Consider the following 25,127-nt stretch of genomic DNA (forward strand, 5'->3'; position numbering starts at 1 on the left):
ATTAAAACATTTCTACTATATCTGGATCTGATAGTGACTCAAAATAATCTGTTTTAGTAATAATTAGCTGTTCAAAAACTTCATCAGATTCTTGTACTCGTCCATAAAGCACCATGTTGGTCATAGATGACATGCTGATAGCTCCAATCCATTCATCATTAATAACTTGATCAGTGGTATAACCTAAATTTGTTTTTGCAAAATTTAAAATTCTATCATCTTTAGCTTTACCCGGCATACCTGAAATTTCTATTCCAATAATTTTACCTTCTCTAATAAAAACTGTTATAAAAGTATTTTCTAATTGAGAATTTTCACATAAGGCATTGCTTTCGTACATTTTATAAAATGTAAAAATATTAACGCCATCATCTGAGGGCTCATCTAAATTATCATATTTTTCAATGATGCTTGAAACTGGGGTACCAATTTGTTCTTTTAAAAATTCACACGCCCCACTCATGGTTAATGAACTGAAATATAAAAAAAGTGATAACAATCCAATAAAGATATTTTTCATTATCATTAATAATAGCCAATATTTTAAAAGATTGTAATTAAAGTAATGATTATGGTGCTCATTTTGTGTTTAACTAGATAAAATAATTAAAGTTTCTAAAGGAATTAATATTTCAGGATCCTCAAATTCACCTAATTCTGCGCCCTTAGGCATTAAATATCCACAACCATATATTCTATAAGCTGTTCCTTGTCTTTGAGCGTTAGTAGAGGTTTTTTTAAGACTAGCCCCTGCTCCTTTAAAGGTAGAGGAACCAACATTAATTGAAAAAAACTCATATCTATACCTTTTTAAATATTCTTTTTCTTTTTCCGCATCATCTGCCTCTAATCCTACATCACTTGGGGTATTTAAAATTGGCTCAATTAAACTTCCAAAATTTTGATTAGTAAAATGATCTGTAACTAAAGATAAATTTCCCCCAGCATCATTTCTGATTAAATTTCTAAAACTTTTAAAACAAGGAGTTTCTACAGGAGTAAGAGTATTTCTAGGAGTATCTCTTCCATCTGTGTTTCTTGCAAAGCCATCAATTGCTGTGGCTGTAAGTTGCTCAATATAATTATTGTGAGCAGTAATCTCTGTAGGTGTAGATCCAACTGGTGGTGTGGTAATCGTAGTCACTTCTGTCCAAGGTCCAATCATTCTGTTAATTATTCTTTTCTCTGCTTCAATTAAGGCATGTTCAGCAACATAAAAAGTCTGTTGATATTGATCACTAGTATTATTGCTTTGATGATCCCCTGAAGAAATTACAATTAAAGCTCCTCCCATCAACGACATTACTAATAACATCACAAGTGATAAAATTAGTGTAAATCCATTTTGATTATTTTTTTTCATTAAAATATATCCTGTCCAACAATATTTCTTGTGTATACGGTCACCACTACATTATCCCTTAAGTTTCTATCTGAAAAAGATCTTATCGCTCTAGAAAATCCACTTAATTGTCTTTCATTTCCTGTCCTACTTTCAAATCTAAAGAAAGGCTTTTCAGAAATAAATGCGATCCTAATATCTACTGCTCTAATTTTATATAAATTTCCCCTCGAAGCTTCAGAATTTGTATTTGGGTAAGGACTTAAAACTTTTCCATTTTGATCTAATGCAATAAATTCCATATCTTCAACATAATCTCTTACTAATTCATTGTGATAACACTCGGAACAATCTGATACCCAACTTCCAGTTTCTTGACCAATATTTTGTTGCCAACTAATTTTGGATTTGTATATGCCGTATCTTGGATTTATAGGGCCATCAGCATTAGAACCATCTGATAATGGATTTGCAAAATAAGTTAGCTTATATCTTTTGTAAGGTTGAGTAGCATCATTTTGATTAAAATCATCATAAACAATATGAATTTTATCACAGCAAGTATCATCTAAGTTATGTTTTGGAGTTGGAGTAGCAATAGCATCACTAAGTGAATGTCCAAGTTCATTTGGAATTATCACAATTGGATCATGGCTATCTTTTACCGTAGTAGCACCACCAACAAATTCTAAATAACTTTCTTCTGGAAAACCCAAATCATTATCACCTAAATAATATTTAAATCCTGCCATTCGTGTATCACGAATTAATAACTCGATTAAATCTCTAGAAGATCTGCTTACTTTAGCTTTTTCTAACACTTGAGTATAAGTTGAATTTACAATTGAATAAGTTGTATAAATTGCAGCCATCATTATCGATGACACCACCACACTAATTAAAATCTCAATTAATGTAAGACCAGCAATAGATTTTAAATTTTTTTTATTCATTGTTTAAGTTTATAGTCTGACTGAAAATATATAAATTTTCTTTTTTTACCTTCATTTAATTTCATCTCCACTCTACCAATGTACAAAGGCTCATCTGTTATAGAATCTAATTTATAATCACAAGCATCCCACTTACATATTTCAAATACTTGCAATTTTTTTTCTTCAGTTGTGCTTTTACATTTTAAAAATCTATTTTCTTCAAATATAGTATTCCACTTAGCTTGTTTATTTCGAGGAGCATCCACTTGTTGAGTTTCATAGATGTTTTGTTTATTCTCAACTGGTGTAGTGGTATCAGAACTACTTCCACCACAGCTCAGATCTGCACTCCAACTATTGTCACTTAGATGCTTTGAAAATGTATTTAATGTGTCTCCATCTAGTGATGCGGTCCCATCAGTACTATAGATTATATTTTCATTATCAGAATTTACTCCATAGAAAGAATTTTTACTTCCAATGACGTCTTCTACTATCATCTCAGTTAAAAAATTTGCCTTAGTTCTATCTCCTGAATTATCTATTGATTGAACGGAAAAATTTGTCATTTGTAAAATTGAAACAAATCCAATTCCAATAATCACAACTGAGACAAGTGCTTCTATTAAAGAAAGTCCAGAAATATTATGTTTTTGTTTTTTCATCTTGTTATTGTTTAACCCAATCAGAATTTCTTGTATCCCATTTTTCAAGTATCACATTGCCAAATCTTGACCATTCAATAACATATAAATGATCATGCTCTGAAGCAGGTGTTCCATCGCTATCAACATCGCAACTTGATCGATCATTTGTTCTTCTGCAAATAAATAAAGTATTATCTACAGATCTTGCTACATCCCCCTCTTCAGGCAAGGATGATTGTAATTTACCTGCGCCACTGTACCATTTCTCATTTTTACTAAAACAAATAGCTCCGTCATCCCCTTCCCAAGAAGTTGCCATATTATCATAAGTAATTTGTCTTACTTCAACATTATCAGCACCTTGATCTGGATCATCATCCCAATATGCATCGTCTGTTATATTACATCGATCACCAATTTTTGCCCACCAGTCACTAGTTCCATCATTTAACAAACTTGCTAGTTTTTCTGGTTTCATTCCTTTTGATGTAACAATTAAATTTCTTTCTGCGCCATTCACTTCTTCTAATATATGTACTTGAACAAATGCATATTGACCTCTTTGAACTTGTGAATTTATTCCTTCGATTAAAGATTTTATACTAAGTACTGCGCTTCTAGTCTCTCTATCTTTTCGCCATTCAGAAAAATTGGGATAACCTATGGCTGAGATGACGCCAATAAGTACAACGACAACAATTAATTCAAGGACGTTAAATCCTTTAATCTTCTCGTCCTGCACTCGCATCTATCTTACCTGCCTTAACTAATTCTTCTAATGATTTAGTCATAGTAATCATACCATCTCTCACAGAAGTTTGCATGATGCTAGGTATTTGATGAATTTTAGCTTCTCTAATTAAGTTTTGAATTGGAGGCGTACACTTCATCACTTCAAACGCTGCACAACGGCCTTGACCATCTTTTGTTTTAAGAAGTCTTTGAGTAACCACCATCTTTAAAGAAGAAGATATCTGTGCTCTTATTTGAGCTTGTTGCTCAGGTGGAAAAACGTCAATAATTCTATTGATGGTATTAGGAGCACCACTAGTGTGAAGTGTTCCAAAAACTAGGTGTCCTGTTTCAGCAGCAGTTAATGCAAGTGAAACTGTTTCTAAATCTCTCATCTCCCCAACTAGAATTACATCTGGGTCTTCTCTGAGTGCAGCTTTTAATGCACTAGAAAATGTTTTGGTTTGTTTTCCTACTTCTCGATGAGACACAATACTTTTTAAATCTTTATGAATAAATTCAACCGGATCTTCAACTGTAATAATATTTGAAGTTCTAGTTTTATTAATCTCATTTACAATTGCTGCAAGTGTTGTGGACTTACCAGACCCTGTTGGTCCAGTTACTAAAACTAATCCTTTATGCATATCGACAATATCATAAAGAACTTGTGGTAAATCAAATTGATCCATTTCAGGAATAACGCTCTCTACTCTTCTTAATACAGCAGCTGGTCCTTGAATAGTTTTATAAAAATTAGCTCTAAATCTTAATCCACTTAATGTAACTGACGAATCTAGTTCATGAGTTTCACTAAACTTTTTCATTTCAGTTTCGTTACAATTAGTAGATATTAGATCTTGAAGATCTTGTTCTTTAACAACAATTTCTTGAATTTTGTGTATTTCTCCAGTTTGCCTAAACGCTAATGGCCAACCAGTTCTAATATGAAAATCTGAAATTTTTTTATTATTTTTTGCTAATTCTTCTAATTTTTCAAACATGATGAATTTCTACATACAAATATTAACAAAAACAATGTTTACTTAGTTATCTGTGTTCAAAATAAGTTTTTTCTTTTATTTGGAGATAATGAAGCAATCAGAATGGGGACTAATAGATGTTATTGTTAATAATGAAAGAGTTTTAATTTAATTACAGAACTTTCCAATCTGTTTCAAAAGTAACATAGTTAACCTGAAGACATCGTCTTTCTTTAACTATTTTCTTTTTTTCCATACCATGCCAAGTATTCGGACCACTAGCAAACATATATCCGTAATTATTTTTGTAAGGAACTGTTTTAACCTTTTCTAATTTTTCATTATAAAAATCAGTTCCAAGGTCTTCTGATTCATTGGCATTGTTTATAAAAATTAAGCCTGATAATAGTTTTTCTTTGATATCGCAGTGAGGCTTTAACCAGAACCCTTCCCTATCGCAAATAACTTCAACTCTAACATATGAGTTTGATAAATCTCTATTGATCATTTTTGAAATAGCTTCATGGGTTTCTTTTGATTGAAGTTCGTTAATAAATTTAACTAAATTTGGAAATTGTTTTTCATTTTCTTTGGTAACAAAACATCTAAATTTTATAGCTTCTCCACCTGATGCTATTCCTTCCCTAAATTCAGCAGCACCTCCATCTATTGCTCGGGTACCATCATAATTTAAATCATGTTTGCTAACATCGGGTATATCTGCAGTTATAATTTCTTGAATTGCTTCATCGGTTAATGCATCATTATATTCCCAGTGTATAAAGGGAGTTTCGTGTTTTTTAGATTGATTTTGAATAGAGTTTAAAAATAACATTATAAATTTATTTTTTGTTTAATAATATTTGCCACTCTATTAGTTTCGTCTAATTTTTCATAGCTCCATATTTCTACTTCTTCACCTAAATTTCTAATGATATTTAGTTCTCTAAATAAATTTCTAAATCTTTGAAATCTTTTGTCATTTTTTTTAGGTGAAATATTAGCTACGTAGATTGGTTTTCCAGTTAAAGCAGCTTCTGATATCATGGAGCTAGAGTCACATGTTACTACAATTTTTTCTGAAATTGCTAAAGCTGATAGATAAGCTTTCTTATCAATAGTTTCAATAACTATATGATTTTCACCAAAATAATCTTTTGCATATTGAATTATATTTTTTGGTGTTCTCATTGAAGGGATCACAACTAATTGAAAGTTGTTCTGTTTATTTAAGTTGTTTAAATTTTCAAAAATAGCTTTAATATTTTCTCTTGAATATTCATAATACTTTGTAGGACCACCCATTATTAAAGTCCAAATTTTTCTTTCATCTTTTTTAATAAATGAATTTAAATAATCTTTATTTTCATTTATTTCACTTTCAGTAAGGTAATGAATTGCACCTTTTGTACTGATAACATTTTGGCCTTCAATTCCATCATGTTCTGGTGCCACAATGAAATCAAAATTTTTAAAATTAACTTTTGGATTTTGAATATGAATATTAATAACTCTTTTATTAGAATTCTTTTTTAAATGAATAGATGGAATTACACTTTTTCTTCCACATGAAATGATTACATCAAAATCAGAAGATTCTACTTTTTTATAAACATTACTTGAAACTGGTGTTAGCTTTGGGGGAAATAATTTCCAAAAATTATTAAGTTCAATCTTCTCGTGTATAAAATCTAAATCTAGGGCCTTTGCTAAACCTTCTACTTGGCTGATCATGCCGTGCATACCCTCAGTCAATAATATCCCTTTTAATTTTGTCATTTATCCTTATATAACTTCTGCATGAGTGAAAATCCAATTAAACACACAAAAGTGTTAATAATAGGGTCAGGTCCAGCTGGCTATACAGCCGCTGTATATGCTGCCCGAGCAATGCTAAATCCTATTCTAGTTTATGGAGTTCAGCCTGGTGGGCAATTAACGACAACAACCGATGTAGAAAATTATCCTGGGTTTTCAGATGTAATTCAGGGTCCATGGTTAATGGATCAAATGAGAGATCAAGCAAAAGCAGTTGGAACAGATCTAATTGAAGATCATATTTCTTCAGTTAATTTAAAATCTACACCCTTTGAAGCTATTGGAGATAGTGGACAAAAATATACAGCTGACAGCATAATTATTTCAACTGGTGCTCAAGCAAGATGGTTAAACTTAGAATCAGAACAAGCTTATAGAGGCTTTGGAGTTTCAGCATGCGCAACATGTGATGGTTTTTTCTTTAAAGAAAAAGTTGTAGCAGTTGTTGGTGGTGGAAACGCTGCAGTTGAAGAGGCAATGTTTCTTACAAAATTTGCATCAAAAGTAAAATTAATTCATAGAAGAGATACTTTAAGAGCAGAAAAATTACTTCAGAAAAAATTAATGGAAAATAAAAAAATTGAAATAATTTGGGATAGTGCTGTTGAAGAGGTTATTGGGGATAGCGAACCTAAAAATGTTAAAGCTATTAAGATTAAAAATTTAAAAACTAATAAAATTGAAGAAATGAAAATAGATGGCTTATTTATTGCAATTGGTCACGACCCAGCAACAGCTTTATTTAAAGAACAGTTAGAAATGGATAAAGAAGGTTATTTATTGACCAAACCAGATTCAACAGAGACGAATATCCCTGGAGTTTATGCTGCGGGTGATGTTAAAGACAAAACGTTTAGACAAGCTGTAACAGCTGCAGGAATGGGTTGTATGGCTGCACTTGAAGCTGAAAAATTTTTATCCCACTAGATAGTTGGATCTATTTTAAAGATCCTTCTAAAATATATTTTAATATACGAAAAGCTTGTTTTTGATCTGATGCAACAGCAGCAGCAGAACCATCCACTTCTTTAAGAGCATGTTGATGATCATCGTTATGAATAACAATCATGGATTTATTAAGTGCTGTAGCATAACCCGCATCAAAGGCTGCATTCCATTGCTTAAATTTTTCACCAAACTTAACAATAATTACATCACAATCTTGAATAGATTTTTTGGTTCTAATAGAATTAATATTAGCACCCTTTCTATCTTTCCAAAAATTTTTTTCTTCAGCTCCTAGAATTTCTACACCACAATTATCAGATGCCTCATGATCGGTGATAGGAGATGTAAATTTAATATCTAATTTCTCTTTTTCACAAAGTTGAATAATTTCTTCTCGCCAATTACTATGAATTTCACCTGCTAAATATACGTTTAACATTAGTTTAAGCTTTTACAAAAAGTAGATATTTTTTCTAAAGCTTTTTTAAGATTGTCCATTGAAGTTGCATAAGATATTCTAAAAAAACCCTCTAGACCAAATGCAGAACCTTGAACAACTGCAACACCACTATTTTCTAATAAAGACTGAACAAAATCTGTATCTGTCTTAAGCTCTTTACCACTTGTATCTTTTTTCCCCATTAACCCTTTGCAACTTGGAAAAACATAAAATGCTCCATCTGGATTTAAACATTCAATCCCATCAATTTCATTTAATGCTTTAACAACAAAATTTCTTCTTTCTTGAAATGAAATTGCTCTCTCTTTTATAAAATCTTGAGTTCCATTTAATGCTTCTACAGCTGCAGCTTGGCTAATTGAAGATGGATTAGTTGTTGATTGAGATTGTATTTTAGCAATTGCTTTAATAATATCTTTAGGACCAGCCGCATACCCTATTCTCCAGCCAGTCATTGAGTAAGCTTTACTAACCCCATTCATTGTAAGAACTCTTTCTTTCAAGCTATCAATCTGTGCAATAGTAAAAAATTTAAAACCTTCGTATGTTACGTGCTCATAAATATCGTCACTTAAAATATACACATGAGGATGTTTGGCTAAAATATTTGCAATTTCTTTAATATCTCCTTCAGTATAACAAGCACCCGTTGGATTTGATGGTGAATTTAATATGATCCACTTTGTTTTTGGTGTTATAGATTTTTCTAATTTAGCTGGATTAATTTTAAATCCTTGTTTTTCATTACACTCTAAAATAATTGGAGTTCCACCGGCTAATAAAACCATGTCAGGATACGAAACCCAATAAGGCGCAGGAACTATAACTTCGTCTCCTTCATTTAGAGTTGCCATCATGGCATTATAAATTACATGTTTTCCGCCAGCACCAACTGTAATTTGATCAGTTGTATAATCTAGATTGTTTTCTCTTTTAAATTTTTTAACAATGGCATCTTTTAAAGCAGCAGTTCCATCAACTGCTGTATATTTAGTATCACCATCATTAATGGCTTTTATAGCCGCTTGTTTGATATTATCTGGTGTATCAAAGTCAGGCTCTCCTGCTCCAAGTCCTATTACATCTTTTCCAGCAGCCTTTAACTCCCTTGCCTTTTGAGTTACAGCAATAGTTGGCGATGGTTTAATCTTTTTTAGACTGTCTGATATAATGCTCATTGAAATATATTTTTATTCTAATAGTTTTATAGATAATGCAAAATACTTATCAAGATTTAATTACTGAAATCCAAAGTAAAAACCCAGAAATTCACCAGAAACTAGAAGGTGGACAAAAGTTTAAACTTGTAACAGATTTTAAACCCGCAGGTGATCAACCTGAGGCAATTAAACAATTAGTTAAGGGTGCAAATAAAGATGAGTTAAGCCAAGTTTTACTTGGTGTAACTGGTTCTGGAAAAACTTTTACAATGGCTCAAGTTATTGAAAGAACTAATCGACCCGCTCTTATACTTGCTCCCAATAAAACATTAGCAGCTCAACTTTATGGAGAGATGAAATCATTTTTTCCAGAAAATGCAGTTGAATATTTTGTCTCTTACTATGATTACTACACACCAGAAGCTTATGTCCCACGATCAGACACTTACATAGAAAAAGAAGCATCTATTAATGAACAAATAGATCGAATGCGTCACTCAGCAACAAGGTCGCTACTAGAGAGAGATGACGTAATTATTGTATCCAGTGTTTCTTGTATTTATGGATTAGGTTCAGTTGAAGCTTACAGTAAAATGACTTTAAGTTTAAAGAAGGATTATGACTACAATAGAGAACAGTTAATAAAAACCTTAGTACACCTACAATATAAAAGAAATGATCAAAGTTTTTACAGAGGTACCTTTAGAGCACGAGGTGAATATATTGAAATATTTCCCTCACACCTTGAAGACAGAGCGTGGAGGTTAAGTTTATTTGGAGATAAATTAGAAAAGATCGAAGAATTTGATCCTTTAACAGGAGATCTATTAAAAGATTTAGATGTTATAAAAGTTTATGCAAACAGTCACTACATCACTCCAAAACCAACAATTGAACAAGCTGTAATAAAAATTAAAAGAGAGCTTGAGGTTACTCTTAAGAAATTTAAAGAACAAAATAAACTTCTTGAGGCTCAACGTTTAGAAGAGAGAACAAAATTTGATCTTGAAATGATTGAGGCTACTGGTTCTTGTGCTGGTATTGAAAATTATTCTAGATTTTTATCAGGACGAAAACCTGGAGAGCCACCTCCTACTCTATTTGAATATTTTCCAGACAACACTCTTATATTTGTAGATGAATGCCACGTAACTGTTCCACAATTAAATGGAATGTATAAAGGGGACAGATCTAGAAAAAGCAATCTTGCAGAATATGGTTTTAGACTGCCCTCTTGTATGGATAACAGGCCTCTTAAATTTGAAGAGTGGGATGCAATGAGAACACAAACTGTTTTCGTATCAGCAACACCTGGTCCATGGGAGTTAGAACAGACTAAAGGTAAGTTCGTTGAACAAATAATAAGACCTACTGGCTTAATTGATCCGCCAGTTGAGATAAAACCTGCAAAAAATCAAGTTGATGACTTGATGCATGAATGTAAAAAAACAATTGATAAAAATTTTAGAGTATTGGTTACAACTTTAACTAAGAAAATGGCTGAAGACTTAACTGAATACTTTCATGAAAATGGTATTAGGGTCAGATATCTACACTCGGATATCGATACACTTGAAAGAATAGAAATCATGAGAGATCTAAGACTTGGAGTATTTGATGTATTAGTTGGAATAAACCTTTTAAGGGAAGGACTTGATATTCCTGAGTGTGCATTAGTTGGAATTTTAGATGCAGATAAAGAGGGCTTTTTAAGATCTGAAACTTCTTTAGTTCAAACTATTGGAAGAGCTGCAAGAAATCTTGAAGGAAGGGTTATTCTTTATGCTGACAAAGAAACAAAAAGTATAAAAAAAGCAATTCAAGAAACAGACAGAAGAAGAGCAATTCAGGTTGCCTATAATAAAAAGCACAACATTGATGCAACCTCAATTAAAAAAGAAATTAGCGATGTTTTAGAAAGTGTTTATGAAAAAGATTACCTAAAAGTTGGAACAGGTGACAATATTGGTGGCAATTTAAAGAAACATTTAAAACAATTAAATAAAAGAATGAAAGATGCTGCAACAAACCTTGAATTTGAAGAAGCTGCAAAAATTAGAGACGAAATAAGAAACCTTGAAGCGTCAGAGTTAGAAATTGTATTAAATCCAAAAGTAAAACACTATAATCAAGAAAATAGAGTGTATCCAAAAGGTAGATCAAAGATGGGCTTACCTGGTACAAGAGCACAAAAAGGTAAGAAAAAATGGAAGCAAACAAAATAATTATCACAGGAGCCGCAACAAGAATGGGCGCTGCTATTGCAAAGAAACTCTCAGGTCCAGGAGTTGAAATGGTTATTCATTACAATAACTCTAAATCTGAAGCTGAAAAATTACAAAAAGAATTGTCAAAAAATAAAACAAAAGTTTACTTGGTAAAAGGTAATCTTGCAAAAGAACAAGATTTAAAAAAAATTATAAAATTCTCAAAGTTAAAATTAAAATATTTTGATTGTTTAATTAATAATGCTTCATTATTTGAAAATGATAATCTTAAAAATTTTTCTTCTAAAAGCTGGAACCAACATATTGATGTAAATTTAAAAGCACCCGCATATCTTACAAAAGAATTTTCAAAAAATGTTAAAGGTAAAAATAACAATATTATAAATATAATTGATCAAAGAGTTTTTAAGTTAACTCCCTTTTTCTTTTCTTATACTTTAAGTAAAACAGGGCTTTATACTCTAACAAAAACTAGCGCTATGGAATTAGCTCCAAATATAAGAGTTAATGGAATAGCCCCTGGTCCTACTATTAAAAATAAAAGACAGAGTGATAAACATTTTAAAAAGCAGTACTTGGCAACCCCTTTAAAACAGCAGGTAAATGTACAAGATATATGTTCTGCTGTTGACTTTTTTATCAAAAACAGTTCAATTACAGGTCAAGTAATAGCAATAGATAGTGGACAAAGTTTAAACTGGCAAACACCAGATGTAATTGGAAAAGAATGAAAAAAAATAATTTAAATATTGTCAAAATAGATAAAAATAAAAGTTTATTTAATTACGAAAAAAAAATTCTTATTAAAGAGTTAATTCTAGATTTAAAGCTTGGTTATTATGAATTTGAAAAAGAAAAAACTCAAAAAGTAAAATTCAGTTTAGAGATTGATTATGAAGATAGAAAACCAACAAATGATAAGGATATTAAATCAATTGTTAATTATGGGCAGGTTGTAAAATTAATTACAAAACTCGCAAAAAAGAAACATTATAATTTTTTAGAAACACTTGCTGAAGATGTTTTTGATGTATTATTTAAAGATAAACGAATTGGAAAAATTATGCTTCAAATTGAAAAATTAGAAATTATTAAAGAATGTGCCTCTGTTGGTATCCAAATTACCAAAAAAAGAAGTTATGAAAAGTGCTGAATTAGGCAAAGACGTAATTAGAAAAGAGCTCCCATTAATTCCTAAAAGCCCTGGAGTTTATCGAATGCTTGATCATAAAGATGTGATTTTGTACGTAGGTAAAGCAAAAAACTTACCCAATAGATTGAAAAGCTATGTTGCTGAAAAAAACCATATTATTAGAACAGCAAGAATGCTCTCTCAAACTTTTAAGCTAGAGATAACAACTACTGCCAATGAAAGTGAAGCTCTACTTTTAGAGGCTAATTTAATAAAAAAACATAAACCTAAATTCAATATATTGCTCAAGGATGACAAATCTTTTCCCTTTGTTTTTATCAGTAATAAAGACCAATGGGCACAAGTTACAAAACATAGAGGGAAAAAGGATAAAGAAGGATTTTACTTTGGGCCGTTTGCTTCAGCTGGAACTGCTAATTGGACTATTAAGATGCTTCAAAAAATATTTCAAATTCGAGTTTGTGATGATAGTACCTTCAAGAATAGAAAAAGACCCTGCATTCTTTATCAGATAAAAAGATGCTCTGGTCCTTGTGTCGATTATATAGATAAAGAAGATTATAAAAAATCAGTAGATCAAGCAATTCAGTTTGTATCGGGAAAATCAAGGGATATACAAAAAAACCTATCTAAACAAATGGAGGAAGCTAGTGAAAAGCTAGATTTTGAAAGAGCTTCTATTTTTAGAGATAGAATTAAATCTTTAAATATAATTCAATCTTCACAAAGAATTAATGAAGCAAATTTAATTGATGCAGATGTAATTGCTGCATACAAAGAATCTGGTAAAACGTGTATTCAAGTATTTTTTTATAGGTCTAAACAAAATTGGGGCAACCAAGCTTATTTTCCAAAACATGATCCTGATCAAAGCTTATCTGAAATAATGTCTTCGTTCTTGATGCAGTTTTATGAAAATAAAAATGTTCCAAAATTAATAATCATTAATACAGAAATAGAAGACAAAAAATTAATTGAAGAAACTTTAAGCAAAAAAGAAAATAGTGCGATTTCTATTAATGTAGCAAAAAAAGGCACTAAAGCTAAAGTAATTGCTATGGCAGAAAAAAATGCCAAAGAGTCACTTAATAGAAAAATTTATGAAACAAATAATAATAAAAATTTATTTGAGGGTGTTGCTAAAAAATTTGATCTTAAAAATGGTTTAAACTTAGTTGAGGTTTATGATAATAGTCACATCTCAGGAACAAATAGTGTGGGTGCTATGATTACTTTTGGAAATGAAGGATTTGTTAAAAAAAGATATAGAAAATTTGATATTAAGACAAAAGGTAATGAACAAGACGATTTTGCGATGTTAAAAGAAGTTCTTACGAGAAGATTTAAAAGAGCAATGTTAGAAAAAGGAAATTATTTAACTCTTCCTGATTTAATTTTAATTGATGGTGGTAAAGGTCAATATTCATCTGCCAAAGAAGTGTTAGATGAATTTGGTTTACATGATCTTCCTATGATAGCCATTGCTAAAGGTAAACTAAGAAATAGTGGAGATGAAACTTTTTTTTACAAAGGAAAATCATTTAAATTTGATAAGAATGACCCCACTCTATTTTTTATGCAGAGACTACGTGATGAAGCACATAGATTTGCTATCACCTCTCATAGAGCAAAAAGAGCAAAAGGAATTACAAAATCCTTACTGGATCAAATTGATGGTATTGGATCGATTAGAAAAAGAGCACTATTGAACCATTTTGGCTCTGCTAGAGCAGTAGAATCTGCAAGTTTTGATGAAATTAAATCAGTTGAAGGTGTTGAAGAAAAAGTTGCAAAAAAGATATATAACTTTTTTCACGAATAATTATGCTTAAAAAAATTCCAAATATTTTAACAATAGGTAGGATAATAATTGTACCTTTTTTTGTTCTAGCATTTTATTTACCTGGTTTTTATGGTGATTTAACTGCATGCGTATTGTTTGTAATTGCTTCATTTACTGATTTTTTGGATGGAATGTTGGCGAGAATGATGGGTGAAGAGTCTAAGTTGGGTGAATTACTTGATCCTATAGCAGATAAAATTATTGTTGCTACTGCACTTATATTGCTTGTCATGAGTGGAACAATTAAACATTACGAGGTTATTGCAGCAATTATAATACTTACACGAGAAATACTAATTTCAGGCTTAAGAGAGTTTTTAGCTAGAGGACAAATTAAATTACCAGTAACTAACTTAGCAAAATTAAAAACTTTTTTACAAATGGTTGCTATAGCTCTTTTACTAACTGGTGAAACTGGTAATAAAATTTTAAATTTTAAAGATTATAATGCTCAAACTATTGGCATAATCCTGCTTTGGCTTTCTGCATTTTTAACTTTGTATACTGGTTATGAATATTTAAGAAAAGGCATTGACCATGCAATATCTGAAGATAACAAAAACTAAGCTGCTTTTCTTTTTCTAACTAATGCTTGGTAACTTTCATTTAAGTCAATTATAGTTTCACAAACTTTAAACTTATTTTCAGCAATACATGATACTGGCGTAACCTCTGCTGCCGTACCTGTTAAAAAACAGCCTACAAAATTTGATAATTCAGCTGGTGCAATTTTTCGTTCATTGACTTTTATTCCTTTAGATTTTGCAATTTCAATTACCGTTCTTCTTGTAATGCCGTCTAAAAAAGAATCTGGAATTGGTGTGTGAATTTCTCCATTTTTATCTTTAAAAAAAATGTTAGCACCTGTTGCTTCTGCAACATTTCCTTCATGATCAAGCATTAGAGAATCTGTATAGCCTTGTTGTTCAGCTTCATGTTTTGATAAAGTACAAATCATATATAATCCAGAAGCTTTTGTATCCCAAGGTATTGTATTAGGCGCAGGTCTTCTCCAATTTGATATATTCAATTTAATACCTTCTATTTTTAGTTTTGGATCAAAATATGAACCCCACTCCCAAGTTGCTATAGCAACATGAATTTTTGTTTGTTGAGCAGATATAGCCATCATCTCGCTACCTCTCCATATTGTTGGTCTAACATATCCATCTTTGACACCCTGAACTGAAATTATTTTTTTTGATGCTAAATTTATTTCTTCTTCAGTATAAGGAATTTTAATACCCATTCTTTTTGCAGAATAAAAAAGTCTGGATGTGTGTTCCTCTAATTTGAAAATTGAATTATCATAGACTCTTTCACCTTCAAAAACACAACTAGCATAGTGAAGGCCATGATTTAAAACATGAATTTTAGCATCAGCCCAATCAACGAGCTCGCCATTAAACCAAATTTTACCTGATCTTTTATCGTATGGTATCATGAATGAAATAATTTAAATTTTCTCTAAAATTATCTTTGTATCTATAATATGTCAATATAACTTACCCATAATGAAAGAACTTTTATATTTAAAGGATACTCAATTAAAGCAGCTGATTGAAAAGTTATTTACAAGTTACCGTGAGTCTTTTTCGGATGCCAAGAAAACATTGGATAAATACTCTATAGGTATAGCTCACCACAAAGTTTTACACCTGTTATCAATGTATAAAGGGATTACAATTTCTGATCTATTAAAGAAGTTAAAGGTTACTAAGCAGAGTTTAAATAGAGTTTTAAAAGATTTAATTAAACTTGATGTGGTTTTTTTTGAAAAAGATCAACAAGACACAAGAGTAAAACACATCTTTTTAAATGAAAAAGGAGAAAAAATTTTTGACGAAATATTTTCGATACAAAAAAAAAGAATTTATAATGCCCTTTTAAATTCAAGCTCAGATCAAGTTTTAAACTTTGACAATGTTTTAAAGAAGATAATTAATGAATGATTTTATAGCCCATATTTTAGTTGTAGATGATGATGAGGGAATTAGATCCCTAATTAAACAATATTTAAATGAAAATAATTTTCTGGTTACTACATCAAATAGTGCAGAAAATGCAGAAGAAAAAATTTCAATAATTAAATTTGATTTAATCGTTTTGGATATAATGATGACAGGCAAAAGTGGGTTGGATTTTATCAAACAAAATAAATCTAAAATTGATACCCCTATAATTTTATTAACAGCTAAAGGAGAGGCTGAAAATAGAGTTGAAGGTTTAGAGATAGGTGCTGATGATTATTTACCAAAACCCTTTGAGCCAAAAGAACTTATTTTAAGAATAAAAAATATTTTAAATAAAACAAAAAGAAATGATGAAAAAAGAATTATAACCTTTGATAATATTAAAATTGATCTTAACAAACTTTTAATCATTAAAAATGATATTGAATATAAAATAAATAGTACTGAAAAAATTATATTAGAAAAAATGATTAACAATCCTGGTAAAACCTTTTCAAGAGAGGATATTGGTAAACTAACTGATCTTGATAAAGAAAGGTCAATAGATGTTATAATTACAAGACTTAGAAAAAAAATTGAAATGGACCCAAAAAATCCAAAATACTTACAAACTTTAAGAGGTGCTGGCTATGTTTTATGGATTGAATAATTTTGTAAAAAATTTACTACCGAAAAGATTATTTTATAGAGCTTTATTAATCGTAGCAGTTCCAATAGTTGTTCTTCAAGTAGTCATATCGATTGTTTTTTTTGATAGTCTTTGGATTAAAACAAATAAAGGTATGACAAGAGCATTAATCGGTGAGATGAAAACATTCATAACAGCTTATGATAATGGAAAATATAATAATAACGATCTGTCAGGCTTATTCTCAGTTTATTTAGATCTTAATGTTGTGTTTAAAAAAGATGGTTTATTTGAGAAAGCTCAAAAAGAAAGATGGTTTAGTCCAATAGATAGAACACTTAGAAGAGAACTGAAATCTAATATGGGTGCTCAAAATTTCTGGTTCGATACAACAAGTTATAAAGAGCTTATTCATATAAATATTAAACATAACGAGGGTTACTTTGAATTTTTTATTCCAAAAGATAGGGTTGCAAGCTCATCTGCTAGAATATTTGCTTTATGGATCACTATACCAGCTCTACTAATGATAACCATAGCTATACTATTTCTAAAAAATCAAACCAGACCAATTATAAACCTGGCTAAAGCTGCAGAAAGATTTGGTAAAGGAGAAAATATTGATGAGTACAGGCCGTCAGGTGCCCTAGAGATCAGAAAGGCAGGTTTAGAATTTGATAAAATGAGAAAAAGAATAATGAGACACCTAAATCAAAGATCTGAAATGTTATCTGGCATAAGCCATGATTTAAGAACACCCTTAACAAGAATAAAACTTCAGCTATCTTTTATGAAAGATAAAGACTTATCAAAAAAAATATCTTTAGATATAGATGAAATGGAAAAAATGCTTAATGAATATCTACAGTTTACAAGTTCATCTTATTTAGAAAAAGATGAAATTTTTGATATTTCAAAATTAATCGAAACTATAATAAATAAATATAATAATGATAAAATAACTAAAGAAATAATTCCAAGAGTTTACATGAATGGAAGAAAGAATTTAATACAAAGATCTTTAAATAATTTAATTGATAATTCAATTAAATATGCTGAAAATATAAATTTTCATCTATCAAAAAAAGACAGTAACATAATAATTACTATTGATGATGACGGAGTCGGTATTCCTAAAGAAGAGTTCGAGAATGTTTTCAAACCATTTTATAAAGTAGATAAAAGTAGAGGGGATTCTAAATCTAGTGTTGGTCTTGGATTGTCAATTACATCTGACATAATCAAATCCCATGGAGGAAATATTTTATTAGATAAATCTCCTTTAAACGGCCTTAGAGTTAAGATTTTTTTACCTTTATAGGTTTTTTATTTGGACTTTTTTTTTCAAATTTATTGATTTTTTTTTCTAAATTTTCAACTCTTTTAATTAATATATCCATTTCTTCTTTGCTAGTTAATTTCATTTTAAAAATGATCTCTTCTCTTTTAGATCTTAAAACATTTATTATTTCAGAACTTAAATCTTTATAAGAAATTAGCCCTTGTTCAAATAGCTTTGTTAATTTATCAATTACAAATTTTGATTTTGTCATATATTCGCTTATAAAATTAATATACTTTATACGTAGTTTTTTAAAAATGTTTATTAATAATTTTGACCCAGTTGCGTTTCAAATATTTTCATTAGAAATCAGATGGTATTCTTTGGCTTATATTGTGGGTATTGCACTTGGTTGGCTGTATTGTAAAAAAAAATTAATAAAAGACTCTCATATTCTTCAGCTATTTGATGACTTTATAACCTATCTCATTTTAGGTATGATTTTGGGGGGTCGGCTTGGTTATACTTTATTTTATAATCTAAAATATTATTTAGATAACCCTATAGAAATATTGATGGTTTGGAATGGAGGAATGTCATTTCATGGTGCTTTAATTGGAATTATAATTGCATCAATATTGTTCTCAAAAAAATACAATACAAATTCGTTTATATTTTTAGACTTGGTTGCCCTATCTGCTCCAATTGGAATCTTTTTTGGTAGAATTGCCAATTTTATAAACTCAGAGCTTTATGGAAGAGCTACAGACCTTCCTTGGTCAGTTCAATTTGTTCTAATAGATAATATCAAAAGGCACCCTTCACAATTATATGAGGCTTTTTTTGAGGGAATAATTCTTTTCTTTGTACTTGGGTATTTTTTTAAAAAAGATTATTTAAAAGTACCTGGAAAAATCTCTGCTTTATTCCTGATTTTTTATTCTCTATTTAGATTTTTTATAGAGTTTTTCAGATCTCCAGACCCACAAATCGGTTACTTAGTTTTAAACCTAACGTTAGGTCAATTGATAAGTGTTCTTTTTTTCCTGACCGGGGTTTACCTTTTATCCTTAAAAAATGAAAATTAAGAATAATCAGTCGTTTACTTTAGATAAGTTTATAGAGGAATCTCTTTATAATAAAACATCAGGCTACTACATGAAAAAAAATCCCTTTGGCAAAAAGGGTGATTTCATAACTTCACCCAACATATCTGTATTATTTTCAGAAATGATTGCAATTTGGGTGGTGTCGTTTTGGCAAAATCTAGGTTGCCCTAAAAAATTTAATTTAATCGAGTTAGGGGCCGGTAATGGTGAAATGATGAAAGTTTTAGTCAATACCTTTGAAAAATTTCAAATATTTAAAAATTCTTGTCACATTAAGATTTTAGAAAGAAGTAAATTGCTTCGAAAAAAACAAAAAATTAATATCAATAAAAAAAATATTCAGTGGTTAAATGATTTAAGCGAATTGGATAATTCGCCATGTATTTTTTTAGCAAACGAATTTTTTGACGCGTTACCTATTAAGCAATTCATAAAGAAGAAGAGAAAATGGTTTGAAAGACATGTTAGATTTTTTACCAATAAATTTGAGTATTTTGATGTTCCTTTTGATATGGAAAAATTTGAAAATAAAATTAAATTTAAAATTACAAAACAACAGAACTTTATTGAGTATTCACCGCAATCAACTGAATACCTAAAAATTATCACCAATAAGATTAAACGTAATAATGGTGGAATTTTAATAATAGATTATGCGTATATTGATAAAAAAATGAAAAATACCCTGCAAGCTGTATCGAAACATAAATATTGTGATGTGCTAAAAGGGTTTGGTAATTCTGACATTACCTACAATTTAAGTTTCAGTTTATTAAATAGAATAGTTAAAGAATTAAGCTCACTTACCTCAATGAATACTACTCAAGGTGAATTTTTAACAAAACTTGGTATTCTTGAAAGAGCAGAAATATTATCCAAGAAAATGATATTTAGTGAAAAAGCTGATATTTATTTTAGAATAAAAAGACTTATAGATAAAAATCATATGGGTGAATTGTTTAAGGTGATGCTAATAACAACAAATAAAAATAAATTTAAATTGGGGTTTTAAACTGATTAAGTCAAAGAAACTCAGTAAATTTAAAAACTTACAGCATGCTTTCTTTAATAGAAAGGGTGGAAAATCTCTAGGTATTTTTAAGAGCTTAAATTGTGGCCCTGGGTCCTCAGACAATAAAAAAAATGTTTTAAAAAATCTTCAAATCGTTCAAAGGAAAATTAAAACTAAACTTAAAAAAATTATTTTACTAAAGCAAATTCACAGCAATAAATTTCATTTTATAGATAAAAATCTAAAACTTAAAAATTATAATTTTGAAGGAGATGCGCTAGTCACAAATAAAAAGGAATTTCCTATAGCTATATTAACAGCAGATTGTGCTCCAATACTTGTTTATGATGAGAAAGAAAAGATGATTGCTGCAATCCATGCTGGCTGGAAGGGTGCTTTCAAAGGGATAATTAAAAGAACCTTAAATTTTATGATAAAAAAAGGCTGCACCCCTAAAAACATTACTGCTGTTATTGGGCCATGTATTTCGGTAAAAAATTATGAGGTAAAAAAAGATTTTATTAAAAAACTCATCAAAAAAGATGGAAAAAATAAAAAATTTTTTAAAAAGATTCAAAATAAAGATTTCTTTGATTTAAAGAAATATGTCCTTTCTCAATTAAAAGCCTTAAATATAAAGAAAATTGATATAATTAATAAGAATACATTTAATCCAAAAAATAATTTTTTTAGTGCACGAAGATCTATTAGCCGCAATGAGAATGATTATGGTAGAAATATTTCTGTAATTATGATTAATTCATAATATCTCATGAAATTATTAACTGGAAACAGCAATAAACCTCTAAGTAAAAATATTGCAAAATATTTAAAAACTAAGCTTGTAAACTCAAGTATAAAAAAGTTTTCTGATGGAGAAATTTATATAGAAATTAATGAAAATATTAGAGGTAATAGTATCTTTATAATTCAGTCTATTTCATCACCTGCAAACGACAACCTAATGGAATTACTACTTTGCATTGATGCTTTAAAAAGATCTTCAGCAAAAAATATTACTGCTGTTATTCCTTATTTTGGATATGCACGACAAGATCGAAAAGTAGTGCCTAGAACTTCTATTTCTGCAAAATTGGTTTCTAATTTAATTACTAAAGCAGGTGCTGACAGAGTTGTTACTGTAGACCTTCATGCAGGACAAATTCAGGGCTTTTTTGACATTCCTGTAGATAATTTATTTGCTACACCAATTTTTGCAAGACATGCTAAAAAAAATATTAAAAGTAAAAATATTATTTGTGTTGCACCAGACGTTGGTGGAACTGAAAGAGCGAGAGCACTTGGTAAAATTTTAAATGTGGAACTTGCTATTGTGGATAAAAGAAGACCTAAACCAGGACAATCCAAAGTTATGAATGTTATAGGAAATGTTAAAGGGAAAACCTGTATTATAGTTGATGATATAATTGATTCAGGTGGAACTATAGTAAACGCTGCGAAAGCTTTAAAGGATAGAGGTGCTAAAGAGGTTTATGTTTATATTACTCACGGAGTTTTAAGTGGAGAAGCAGTAGATAAAATTAAAAAATCAGTTATTAGAAAATTAGTAATAACGGATACAATTGATAATCACGATAAAATTAAAAATGTTAAAAATATAGAAGTTTTGCCTATTTCAGCACTTATGGGTGAGGCAATTAAAAGGATCTCTAACTCAACATCTGTATCCGATTTATTTAAATAATTATCTTGAGTTATTAAGAAACTTGGGCTAAAAGCCATCTTTTTATGAATTCACTTGATGCAAATACTAGAAATACTAAGTCAAAAGGAGATGTCCGTTCTCTTAGATCGGCTGGAAATATCCCTGGCATAATCTATGGGGGACCAGATCAAAATCAAAAAGTTACTGTATTAAAAAAAACATTAAAATCTTTAATAGATAAAGGAAGTTTCTTATCAAACATAATAAATCTTAATTTAGATGGCAAACCTCAAAATGTTTTACCAAGAGAAATTACTTATAACGTAATATCTGACGAGCCAACTCATATTGATTTTCTAAGAGTTGTACCAGGTGTAAAAATTAGAATAGAAGTGCCTGTGGTATTTATTAATCATGAAACTTCACCAGGCCTAAAAAGAGGTGGAGTACTAAACATTGTGAGAAGAAAAATAGAATTAAAATGTCCAAGTGAAAAAATTCCATCTGCAATAACTATTGATTTAGATGGGGTGGATATTGGGGAAAGTTTCAAAATATCTTCAGTAAAATTAGAAGAAGGTGTTACACCAACTATTATTGGAAGAGATTTTGTAATTGCAACTTTAGCAGCACCTACAGTGATGAAAGAGCCAGAAAAACCAGCTGAAGCTGAAGCAGAAGTAGCAGAAGATGGTAAAGAAGCAGCACCAGCAGCTGAGAGTGATAAAAAAGATGACGGCGAAAAAAAAGCCACTGAAGAAAAAAAATAATCAACTTATCATAGTGAAGACTCCTAGATACGATTTAAAAAAAATATGCTTTTATTTGTAGGCTTAGGAAATCCAACACCCGATAGCGAAAACAACAGACACAATATTGGTTTCAAATTAATTGATGCTCTTAATCAAAAGTTTGGTTTGTCTAAACAAAAACCAAAATTTAAAGGATTATTAACTACAGGTAATATTGAAGATAAAAAGGTTTATGCAATAAAACCATTAACCTTTATGAATAATTCTGGAATTTGTATAAGGGAATTAATTGAATACTTCAAAATTGATGCTGAAGATGTGATTGTCTTCCATGATGACCTTGACCTTGAATTTGGAAAAGTGAAAGCAAAATTTGCAGGATCAAGTGCAGGACATAATGGAATTGAATCTATAGATAAATTTATTGGTAAAGATTATTCAAGAGTTAGAATAGGAATTGGAAAACCCAAAACTAAGGCTGATGTTGCAGATCATGTATTAAAAGATTTTGATGAAGATGAAATGATACAACTAGAAAAAATTACTAAAAATATTATTGATTCAATGGCTATATTAATTGATAAAAAATTAGATTTATTCTCAAGCACTGTAAATAATAAATAATGAGTTTTAAGTGTGGAATTGTTGGCTTACCTAATGTTGGTAAATCTACACTATTTAATGCACTTACAAATTCTAGTAAGGCACAAGCAGCTAACTTCCCTTTTTGTACGATAGAGCCAAATGTTGGTGTGGTTCCTGTGCCAGATGAAAGACTAGACAAATTGGTAGAAATATCAAAATCAAAAAAAAAAATTAACACTACTATTGAGTTTGTAGATATAGCTGGACTAGTAGCGGGTGCCTCTAAAGGTGAAGGCTTAGGAAATAAATTCTTATCTCATATAAGAGAAGTCGATGCAGTCATTCATATGATCAGATGTTTTGACTCTGATGATATTCAAAATGTGAACCCAACAGTTGATCCAATTAGAGATTTGGAAATTATTGAAACAGAAATGATGTTGGCTGACCTTGAATCAATACAAAAAAGATTGGAAAAAAATAATAAAAAAAATGTAGATGAGGAACAATTAAAAATATTAGAAATTGCTTCTGACTGCATAAATAATTCTAAAGATATTCAAATACTTTATGAACAATTTGATAAAAAATTAATAAGCCAAAGTGGTTTATTGTCTTTAAAGCCTAAAATCTTTGTATGTAATGTTGATGAGGCAAGTGTTCAAAATGGAAATAAATACACTCAAGCATTTATTGATAAATATGGTGAAAAAAATACCTTAATAGTTTCAGCTGATATTGAGAACCAAATAAATCAATTAGAAAATGAAGAAAAAGAAAATTATATGGAGATGATTGGACTAAAAAGAACTGGTTTAAATATGTTAATTCAAAAAGGTTACAATATTTTAGAGTTGGATACTTATTTTACATCTGGGCCTGAAGAAACTAGAGCTTGGACTATCCAAAAAAATTGTACTGCACCAAAAGCAGCTGGTGAAATACACACTGATTTTGAAAAAGGTTTTATAAGAGCCGAAACAATTGCTTATGAAGACTTCATAGCAAATCAAGGTTGGGTCAATTCAAAGACAAATGGAAAAATGAGACTTGAAGGAAAAGATTATATTGTCAAAGATGGTGATATATTAAACTTCAGATTCAATACGTGACCAAATTTTCTTCATACTAAAGTAAACTAGAATAGTTAAAATAATTAAATACAAGATAGCCTTAAAGCCCATCTTGTGTCTGCTTTCTAAATGAGGTTCAGCTGCCCACATTAAAAATGTTGTAACATCTTTTGCCATTTGCTCTTTAGATGCTGTAGTTCCATCACTATATTCTACCAAACCATCTGATAATGGTTCTGCCATCTTAATATTATTTCCATACATAAACTTGTTATAGTAAACACCATCATCAAGCGTTACACCACTCGGTGGATCTTCGTAACCAAGTAGCAATGAGTAAATATAATCAACCCCACCAGTTCTAGCTTTTGCTAGCACAGACATATCAGGAGGATAAGCTCCTCCATTTGCTGCTTGAGCTGCTTTAACATTTTCATAAGGCATGACAAATTTATCAGATAACTTAGCGGGTCTTACAAACATTTCTCCATCATTATTGGGTCCATCTGTAACTTCAAAACTTGCAGCTATTGCTTTAGCCTGCTCTTCTGTAAACTCTGGTCCACCTGGCTCAAATAAGTTTCTATAACTTACATATTTCATTGAATGGCACGATGCACAAACCTCAGTATAAACTTGATATCCTCTTTGAAGTGAACCTCTGTCAAATTTTCCAAATAATCCCTTAAAACTCCAATCTGTTTTTAAAAGATCGACTTTTTCTGCAGCATTAACTGTAAGAGTTCCTACTAATAAAAAAATAATTGAATAACTAATTTTTAAAATATTTTTCACTTA

At 30.1% G+C, this 25,127-nt stretch carries 29 protein-coding genes; 16 read left to right on the forward strand and 13 right to left on the reverse strand.

Translation table 11 applies throughout. The features are described 5' to 3' along the window. Position 1 precedes the first annotated feature (1 nt). From AC5SLN_RS05245 to AC5SLN_RS05280, 8 genes are all read right to left on the reverse strand, one after another. Entirely contained in the window at positions 2-520 is a 519-nt protein-coding gene (locus AC5SLN_RS05245) for a pilus assembly protein (protein WP_494593096.1), read from the reverse strand. 69 nt (positions 521-589) lie between these two features. Next, on the reverse strand, positions 590-1,363 hold the full coding sequence (locus AC5SLN_RS05250) for a pilus assembly PilX family protein (RefSeq protein WP_494593097.1): 774 nt from the start codon (positions 1,361-1,363) through the stop codon (positions 590-592). After that, the gene (locus AC5SLN_RS05255; RefSeq protein ID WP_494593098.1) at positions 1,363-2,295 is read right to left on the reverse strand and encodes a PilW family protein; all 933 of its coding nucleotides are present in this window, start codon (positions 2,293-2,295) and stop codon (positions 1,363-1,365) included. Before AC5SLN_RS05255 ends, AC5SLN_RS05250 begins: the two co-directional genes overlap by 1 nt. Further along, complete coding sequence (locus AC5SLN_RS05260; RefSeq protein WP_006997836.1) at positions 2,292-2,942, reverse strand: prepilin-type N-terminal cleavage/methylation domain-containing protein; 651 nt, start codon at positions 2,940-2,942, stop codon at positions 2,292-2,294. Before AC5SLN_RS05260 ends, AC5SLN_RS05255 begins: the two co-directional genes overlap by 4 nt. 4 nt (positions 2,943-2,946) lie before the next feature. Beyond that, positions 2,947-3,672, reverse strand: coding sequence for a prepilin-type N-terminal cleavage/methylation domain-containing protein (locus tag AC5SLN_RS05265; protein WP_018413520.1), 726 nt, complete (start codon positions 3,670-3,672; stop codon positions 2,947-2,949). Next, entirely contained in the window at positions 3,647-4,660 is a 1,014-nt protein-coding gene (locus AC5SLN_RS05270) for a type IV pilus twitching motility protein PilT (RefSeq protein WP_006997834.1), read from the reverse strand. The genes AC5SLN_RS05265 and AC5SLN_RS05270 overlap by 26 nt, the downstream gene beginning before the upstream one ends. Positions 4,661-4,811: 151 nt before the next feature. Then, the gene (locus AC5SLN_RS05275) at positions 4,812-5,474 is read right to left on the reverse strand and encodes a hypothetical protein (protein ID WP_494591592.1); all 663 of its coding nucleotides are present in this window, start codon (positions 5,472-5,474) and stop codon (positions 4,812-4,814) included. Continuing rightward, the gene (locus AC5SLN_RS05280) at positions 5,474-6,418 is read right to left on the reverse strand and encodes a mitochondrial fission ELM1 family protein (RefSeq protein ID WP_494593100.1); all 945 of its coding nucleotides are present in this window, start codon (positions 6,416-6,418) and stop codon (positions 5,474-5,476) included. Before AC5SLN_RS05280 ends, AC5SLN_RS05275 begins: the two co-directional genes overlap by 1 nt. 21 nt (positions 6,419-6,439) lie before the next feature. Here AC5SLN_RS05280 and trxB point away from each other — a divergent pair, with 21 nt between their 5' ends. Then, positions 6,440-7,384 (forward strand): thioredoxin-disulfide reductase, encoded by a 945-nt coding sequence (gene trxB / locus AC5SLN_RS05285; RefSeq protein WP_011281457.1) that lies wholly within the window; start codon positions 6,440-6,442, stop codon positions 7,382-7,384. Positions 7,385-7,394: 10 nt separating this feature from the next. On the opposite strand, the gene AC5SLN_RS05290 is transcribed toward trxB, so the two are convergent. Both AC5SLN_RS05290 and AC5SLN_RS05295 read right to left on the reverse strand, forming a co-directional pair. Beyond that, positions 7,395-7,844: a YtoQ family protein gene (locus AC5SLN_RS05290; RefSeq protein ID WP_494593102.1), complete on the reverse strand. Its 450-nt coding sequence runs from the start codon at positions 7,842-7,844 to the stop codon at positions 7,395-7,397. Beyond that, on the reverse strand, positions 7,844-9,043 hold the full coding sequence (locus AC5SLN_RS05295) for a pyridoxal phosphate-dependent aminotransferase (RefSeq protein ID WP_494593104.1): 1,200 nt from the start codon (positions 9,041-9,043) through the stop codon (positions 7,844-7,846). Before AC5SLN_RS05295 ends, AC5SLN_RS05290 begins: the two co-directional genes overlap by 1 nt. Before the next feature lie 35 nt (positions 9,044-9,078). On the opposite strand from AC5SLN_RS05295, the gene uvrB reads away from it, so the two are divergent. Genes uvrB through pgsA form a run of 5 tightly spaced genes read left to right on the forward strand, consistent with a single transcriptional unit; the run spans position 9,079 to position 14,815 of the window. Continuing rightward, positions 9,079-11,250, forward strand: coding sequence for an excinuclease ABC subunit UvrB (gene uvrB, locus AC5SLN_RS05300; protein WP_494593106.1), 2,172 nt, complete (start codon positions 9,079-9,081; stop codon positions 11,248-11,250). Next, entirely contained in the window at positions 11,232-11,984 is a 753-nt protein-coding gene (locus AC5SLN_RS05305; protein ID WP_494591599.1) for an SDR family oxidoreductase, read from the forward strand. Before uvrB ends, AC5SLN_RS05305 begins: the two co-directional genes overlap by 19 nt. Then, complete coding sequence (locus tag AC5SLN_RS05310; protein WP_494593108.1) at positions 11,981-12,406, forward strand: dihydroneopterin aldolase; 426 nt, start codon at positions 11,981-11,983, stop codon at positions 12,404-12,406. Before AC5SLN_RS05305 ends, AC5SLN_RS05310 begins: the two co-directional genes overlap by 4 nt. Beyond that, positions 12,393-14,228 carry an excinuclease ABC subunit UvrC gene (uvrC, locus tag AC5SLN_RS05315; RefSeq protein ID WP_494593110.1) on the forward strand — a complete coding sequence of 612 codons (1,836 nt, stop codon included), beginning with the start codon at positions 12,393-12,395 and terminating at the stop codon, positions 14,226-14,228. The genes AC5SLN_RS05310 and uvrC overlap by 14 nt, the downstream gene beginning before the upstream one ends. A 2-nt stretch (positions 14,229-14,230) precedes the next feature. Next, on the forward strand, positions 14,231-14,815 hold the full coding sequence (pgsA, locus tag AC5SLN_RS05320; protein ID WP_271616598.1) for a CDP-diacylglycerol--glycerol-3-phosphate 3-phosphatidyltransferase: 585 nt from the start codon (positions 14,231-14,233) through the stop codon (positions 14,813-14,815). On the opposite strand, the gene AC5SLN_RS05325 is transcribed toward pgsA, so the two are convergent. Next, positions 14,812-15,693: a branched-chain amino acid aminotransferase gene (locus AC5SLN_RS05325; protein WP_006997822.1), complete on the reverse strand. Its 882-nt coding sequence runs from the start codon at positions 15,691-15,693 to the stop codon at positions 14,812-14,814. The genes pgsA and AC5SLN_RS05325 overlap by 4 nt on opposite strands. A gap of 70 nt (positions 15,694-15,763) precedes the next feature. On the opposite strand from AC5SLN_RS05325, the gene AC5SLN_RS05330 reads away from it, so the two are divergent. From AC5SLN_RS05330 to AC5SLN_RS05340, 3 genes are read left to right on the forward strand one after another with little or no spacing between them, the layout of a single operon-like run. After that, the gene (locus AC5SLN_RS05330; RefSeq protein ID WP_006997821.1) at positions 15,764-16,201 is read left to right on the forward strand and encodes a MarR family winged helix-turn-helix transcriptional regulator; all 438 of its coding nucleotides are present in this window, start codon (positions 15,764-15,766) and stop codon (positions 16,199-16,201) included. Further along, entirely contained in the window at positions 16,194-16,871 is a 678-nt protein-coding gene (locus AC5SLN_RS05335; RefSeq protein ID WP_271616063.1) for a response regulator, read from the forward strand. The genes AC5SLN_RS05330 and AC5SLN_RS05335 overlap by 8 nt, the downstream gene beginning before the upstream one ends. Next, complete coding sequence (locus AC5SLN_RS05340; RefSeq protein ID WP_494593113.1) at positions 16,852-18,171, forward strand: ATP-binding protein; 1,320 nt, start codon at positions 16,852-16,854, stop codon at positions 18,169-18,171. Before AC5SLN_RS05335 ends, AC5SLN_RS05340 begins: the two co-directional genes overlap by 20 nt. Here the strand turns inward: AC5SLN_RS05340 and AC5SLN_RS05345 are convergent. Further along, on the reverse strand, positions 18,149-18,403 hold the full coding sequence (locus tag AC5SLN_RS05345; protein ID WP_020169703.1) for a hypothetical protein: 255 nt from the start codon (positions 18,401-18,403) through the stop codon (positions 18,149-18,151). The two genes, AC5SLN_RS05340 and AC5SLN_RS05345, sit on opposite strands and share 23 nt — an antisense overlap. Before the next feature lie 46 nt (positions 18,404-18,449). Between AC5SLN_RS05345 and lgt the strand changes: the two genes are divergently transcribed. From lgt to ychF, 7 genes are read left to right on the forward strand one after another with little or no spacing between them, the layout of a single operon-like run. Then, positions 18,450-19,220 carry a prolipoprotein diacylglyceryl transferase gene (lgt, locus tag AC5SLN_RS05350; RefSeq protein WP_494593116.1) on the forward strand — a complete coding sequence of 257 codons (771 nt, stop codon included), beginning with the start codon at positions 18,450-18,452 and terminating at the stop codon, positions 19,218-19,220. Then, the gene (locus AC5SLN_RS05355) at positions 19,210-20,253 is read left to right on the forward strand and encodes an SAM-dependent methyltransferase (protein WP_494593118.1); all 1,044 of its coding nucleotides are present in this window, start codon (positions 19,210-19,212) and stop codon (positions 20,251-20,253) included. The genes lgt and AC5SLN_RS05355 overlap by 11 nt, the downstream gene beginning before the upstream one ends. Before the next feature lie 4 nt (positions 20,254-20,257). After that, positions 20,258-21,019 carry a peptidoglycan editing factor PgeF gene (gene pgeF, locus AC5SLN_RS05360; protein WP_494592580.1) on the forward strand — a complete coding sequence of 254 codons (762 nt, stop codon included), beginning with the start codon at positions 20,258-20,260 and terminating at the stop codon, positions 21,017-21,019. 6 nt (positions 21,020-21,025) lie between these two features. Next, positions 21,026-21,958, forward strand: coding sequence for a ribose-phosphate pyrophosphokinase (locus AC5SLN_RS05365; RefSeq protein ID WP_006997814.1), 933 nt, complete (start codon positions 21,026-21,028; stop codon positions 21,956-21,958). A 44-nt stretch (positions 21,959-22,002) separates the two neighbouring features. Continuing rightward, positions 22,003-22,689 (forward strand): 50S ribosomal protein L25/general stress protein Ctc, encoded by a 687-nt coding sequence (locus tag AC5SLN_RS05370; RefSeq protein WP_494593120.1) that lies wholly within the window; start codon positions 22,003-22,005, stop codon positions 22,687-22,689. Positions 22,690-22,734: 45 nt separating this feature from the next. Further along, positions 22,735-23,295, forward strand: coding sequence for an aminoacyl-tRNA hydrolase (pth, locus tag AC5SLN_RS05375; protein WP_006997812.1), 561 nt, complete (start codon positions 22,735-22,737; stop codon positions 23,293-23,295). Then, a complete protein-coding gene (gene ychF, locus AC5SLN_RS05380) occupies positions 23,295-24,368 on the forward strand; it encodes a redox-regulated ATPase YchF (protein ID WP_494593121.1) in 1,074 nt (357 codons plus the stop codon). The genes pth and ychF overlap by 1 nt, the downstream gene beginning before the upstream one ends. Here the strand turns inward: ychF and AC5SLN_RS05385 are convergent. Continuing rightward, positions 24,345-25,124, reverse strand: a complete 780-nt coding sequence (locus AC5SLN_RS05385; protein ID WP_011281469.1) for a cytochrome c1 — start codon at positions 25,122-25,124, stop codon at positions 24,345-24,347. The genes ychF and AC5SLN_RS05385 overlap by 24 nt on opposite strands. Positions 25,125-25,127 lie beyond the last annotated feature (3 nt).

This window comes from Candidatus Pelagibacter sp. PS_31 (genome assembly GCF_059417865.1).

Coding starts and splice junctions, on each gene's coding strand:
- AC5SLN_RS05270 (WP_006997834.1), bottom strand. CDS start 4,660: ATGTTTGAAAAATTAGAAGAATTAGCAAAAAATAATAAAAAAATTTCA.
- AC5SLN_RS05260 (WP_006997836.1), bottom strand. CDS start 2,942: ATGAAAAAACAAAAACATAATATTTCTGGACTTTCTTTAATAGAAGCA.
- AC5SLN_RS05310 (WP_494593108.1), top strand. CDS start 11,981: ATGAAAAAAAATAATTTAAATATTGTCAAAATAGATAAAAATAAAAGT.
- pth (WP_006997812.1), top strand. CDS start 22,735: ATGCTTTTATTTGTAGGCTTAGGAAATCCAACACCCGATAGCGAAAAC.
- AC5SLN_RS05305 (WP_494591599.1), top strand. CDS start 11,232: ATGGAAGCAAACAAAATAATTATCACAGGAGCCGCAACAAGAATGGGC.
- uvrC (WP_494593110.1), top strand. CDS start 12,393: ATGAAAAGTGCTGAATTAGGCAAAGACGTAATTAGAAAAGAGCTCCCA.
- ychF (WP_494593121.1), top strand. CDS start 23,295: ATGAGTTTTAAGTGTGGAATTGTTGGCTTACCTAATGTTGGTAAATCT.
- AC5SLN_RS05345 (WP_020169703.1), bottom strand. CDS start 18,403: ATGACAAAATCAAAATTTGTAATTGATAAATTAACAAAGCTATTTGAA.
- AC5SLN_RS05340 (WP_494593113.1), top strand. CDS start 16,852: ATGTTTTATGGATTGAATAATTTTGTAAAAAATTTACTACCGAAAAGA.
- AC5SLN_RS05365 (WP_006997814.1), top strand. CDS start 21,026: ATGAAATTATTAACTGGAAACAGCAATAAACCTCTAAGTAAAAATATT.
- pgsA (WP_271616598.1), top strand. CDS start 14,231: ATGCTTAAAAAAATTCCAAATATTTTAACAATAGGTAGGATAATAATT.
- trxB (WP_011281457.1), top strand. CDS start 6,440: ATGAGTGAAAATCCAATTAAACACACAAAAGTGTTAATAATAGGGTCA.
- AC5SLN_RS05325 (WP_006997822.1), bottom strand. CDS start 15,693: ATGATACCATACGATAAAAGATCAGGTAAAATTTGGTTTAATGGCGAG.
- AC5SLN_RS05370 (WP_494593120.1), top strand. CDS start 22,003: ATGAATTCACTTGATGCAAATACTAGAAATACTAAGTCAAAAGGAGAT.
- AC5SLN_RS05290 (WP_494593102.1), bottom strand. CDS start 7,844: ATGTTAAACGTATATTTAGCAGGTGAAATTCATAGTAATTGGCGAGAA.
- AC5SLN_RS05275 (WP_494591592.1), bottom strand. CDS start 5,474: ATGTTATTTTTAAACTCTATTCAAAATCAATCTAAAAAACACGAAACT.
- lgt (WP_494593116.1), top strand. CDS start 18,450: ATGTTTATTAATAATTTTGACCCAGTTGCGTTTCAAATATTTTCATTA.
- AC5SLN_RS05330 (WP_006997821.1), top strand. CDS start 15,764: ATGAAAGAACTTTTATATTTAAAGGATACTCAATTAAAGCAGCTGATT.
- AC5SLN_RS05265 (WP_018413520.1), bottom strand. CDS start 3,672: ATGCGAGTGCAGGACGAGAAGATTAAAGGATTTAACGTCCTTGAATTA.
- AC5SLN_RS05335 (WP_271616063.1), top strand. CDS start 16,194: ATGAATGATTTTATAGCCCATATTTTAGTTGTAGATGATGATGAGGGA.
- uvrB (WP_494593106.1), top strand. CDS start 9,079: ATGCAAAATACTTATCAAGATTTAATTACTGAAATCCAAAGTAAAAAC.
- AC5SLN_RS05245 (WP_494593096.1), bottom strand. CDS start 520: ATGAAAAATATCTTTATTGGATTGTTATCACTTTTTTTATATTTCAGT.
- AC5SLN_RS05355 (WP_494593118.1), top strand. CDS start 19,210: ATGAAAATTAAGAATAATCAGTCGTTTACTTTAGATAAGTTTATAGAG.
- AC5SLN_RS05295 (WP_494593104.1), bottom strand. CDS start 9,043: ATGAGCATTATATCAGACAGTCTAAAAAAGATTAAACCATCGCCAACT.
- AC5SLN_RS05255 (WP_494593098.1), bottom strand. CDS start 2,295: ATGAATAAAAAAAATTTAAAATCTATTGCTGGTCTTACATTAATTGAG.
- AC5SLN_RS05250 (WP_494593097.1), bottom strand. CDS start 1,363: ATGAAAAAAAATAATCAAAATGGATTTACACTAATTTTATCACTTGTG.
- AC5SLN_RS05280 (WP_494593100.1), bottom strand. CDS start 6,418: ATGACAAAATTAAAAGGGATATTATTGACTGAGGGTATGCACGGCATG.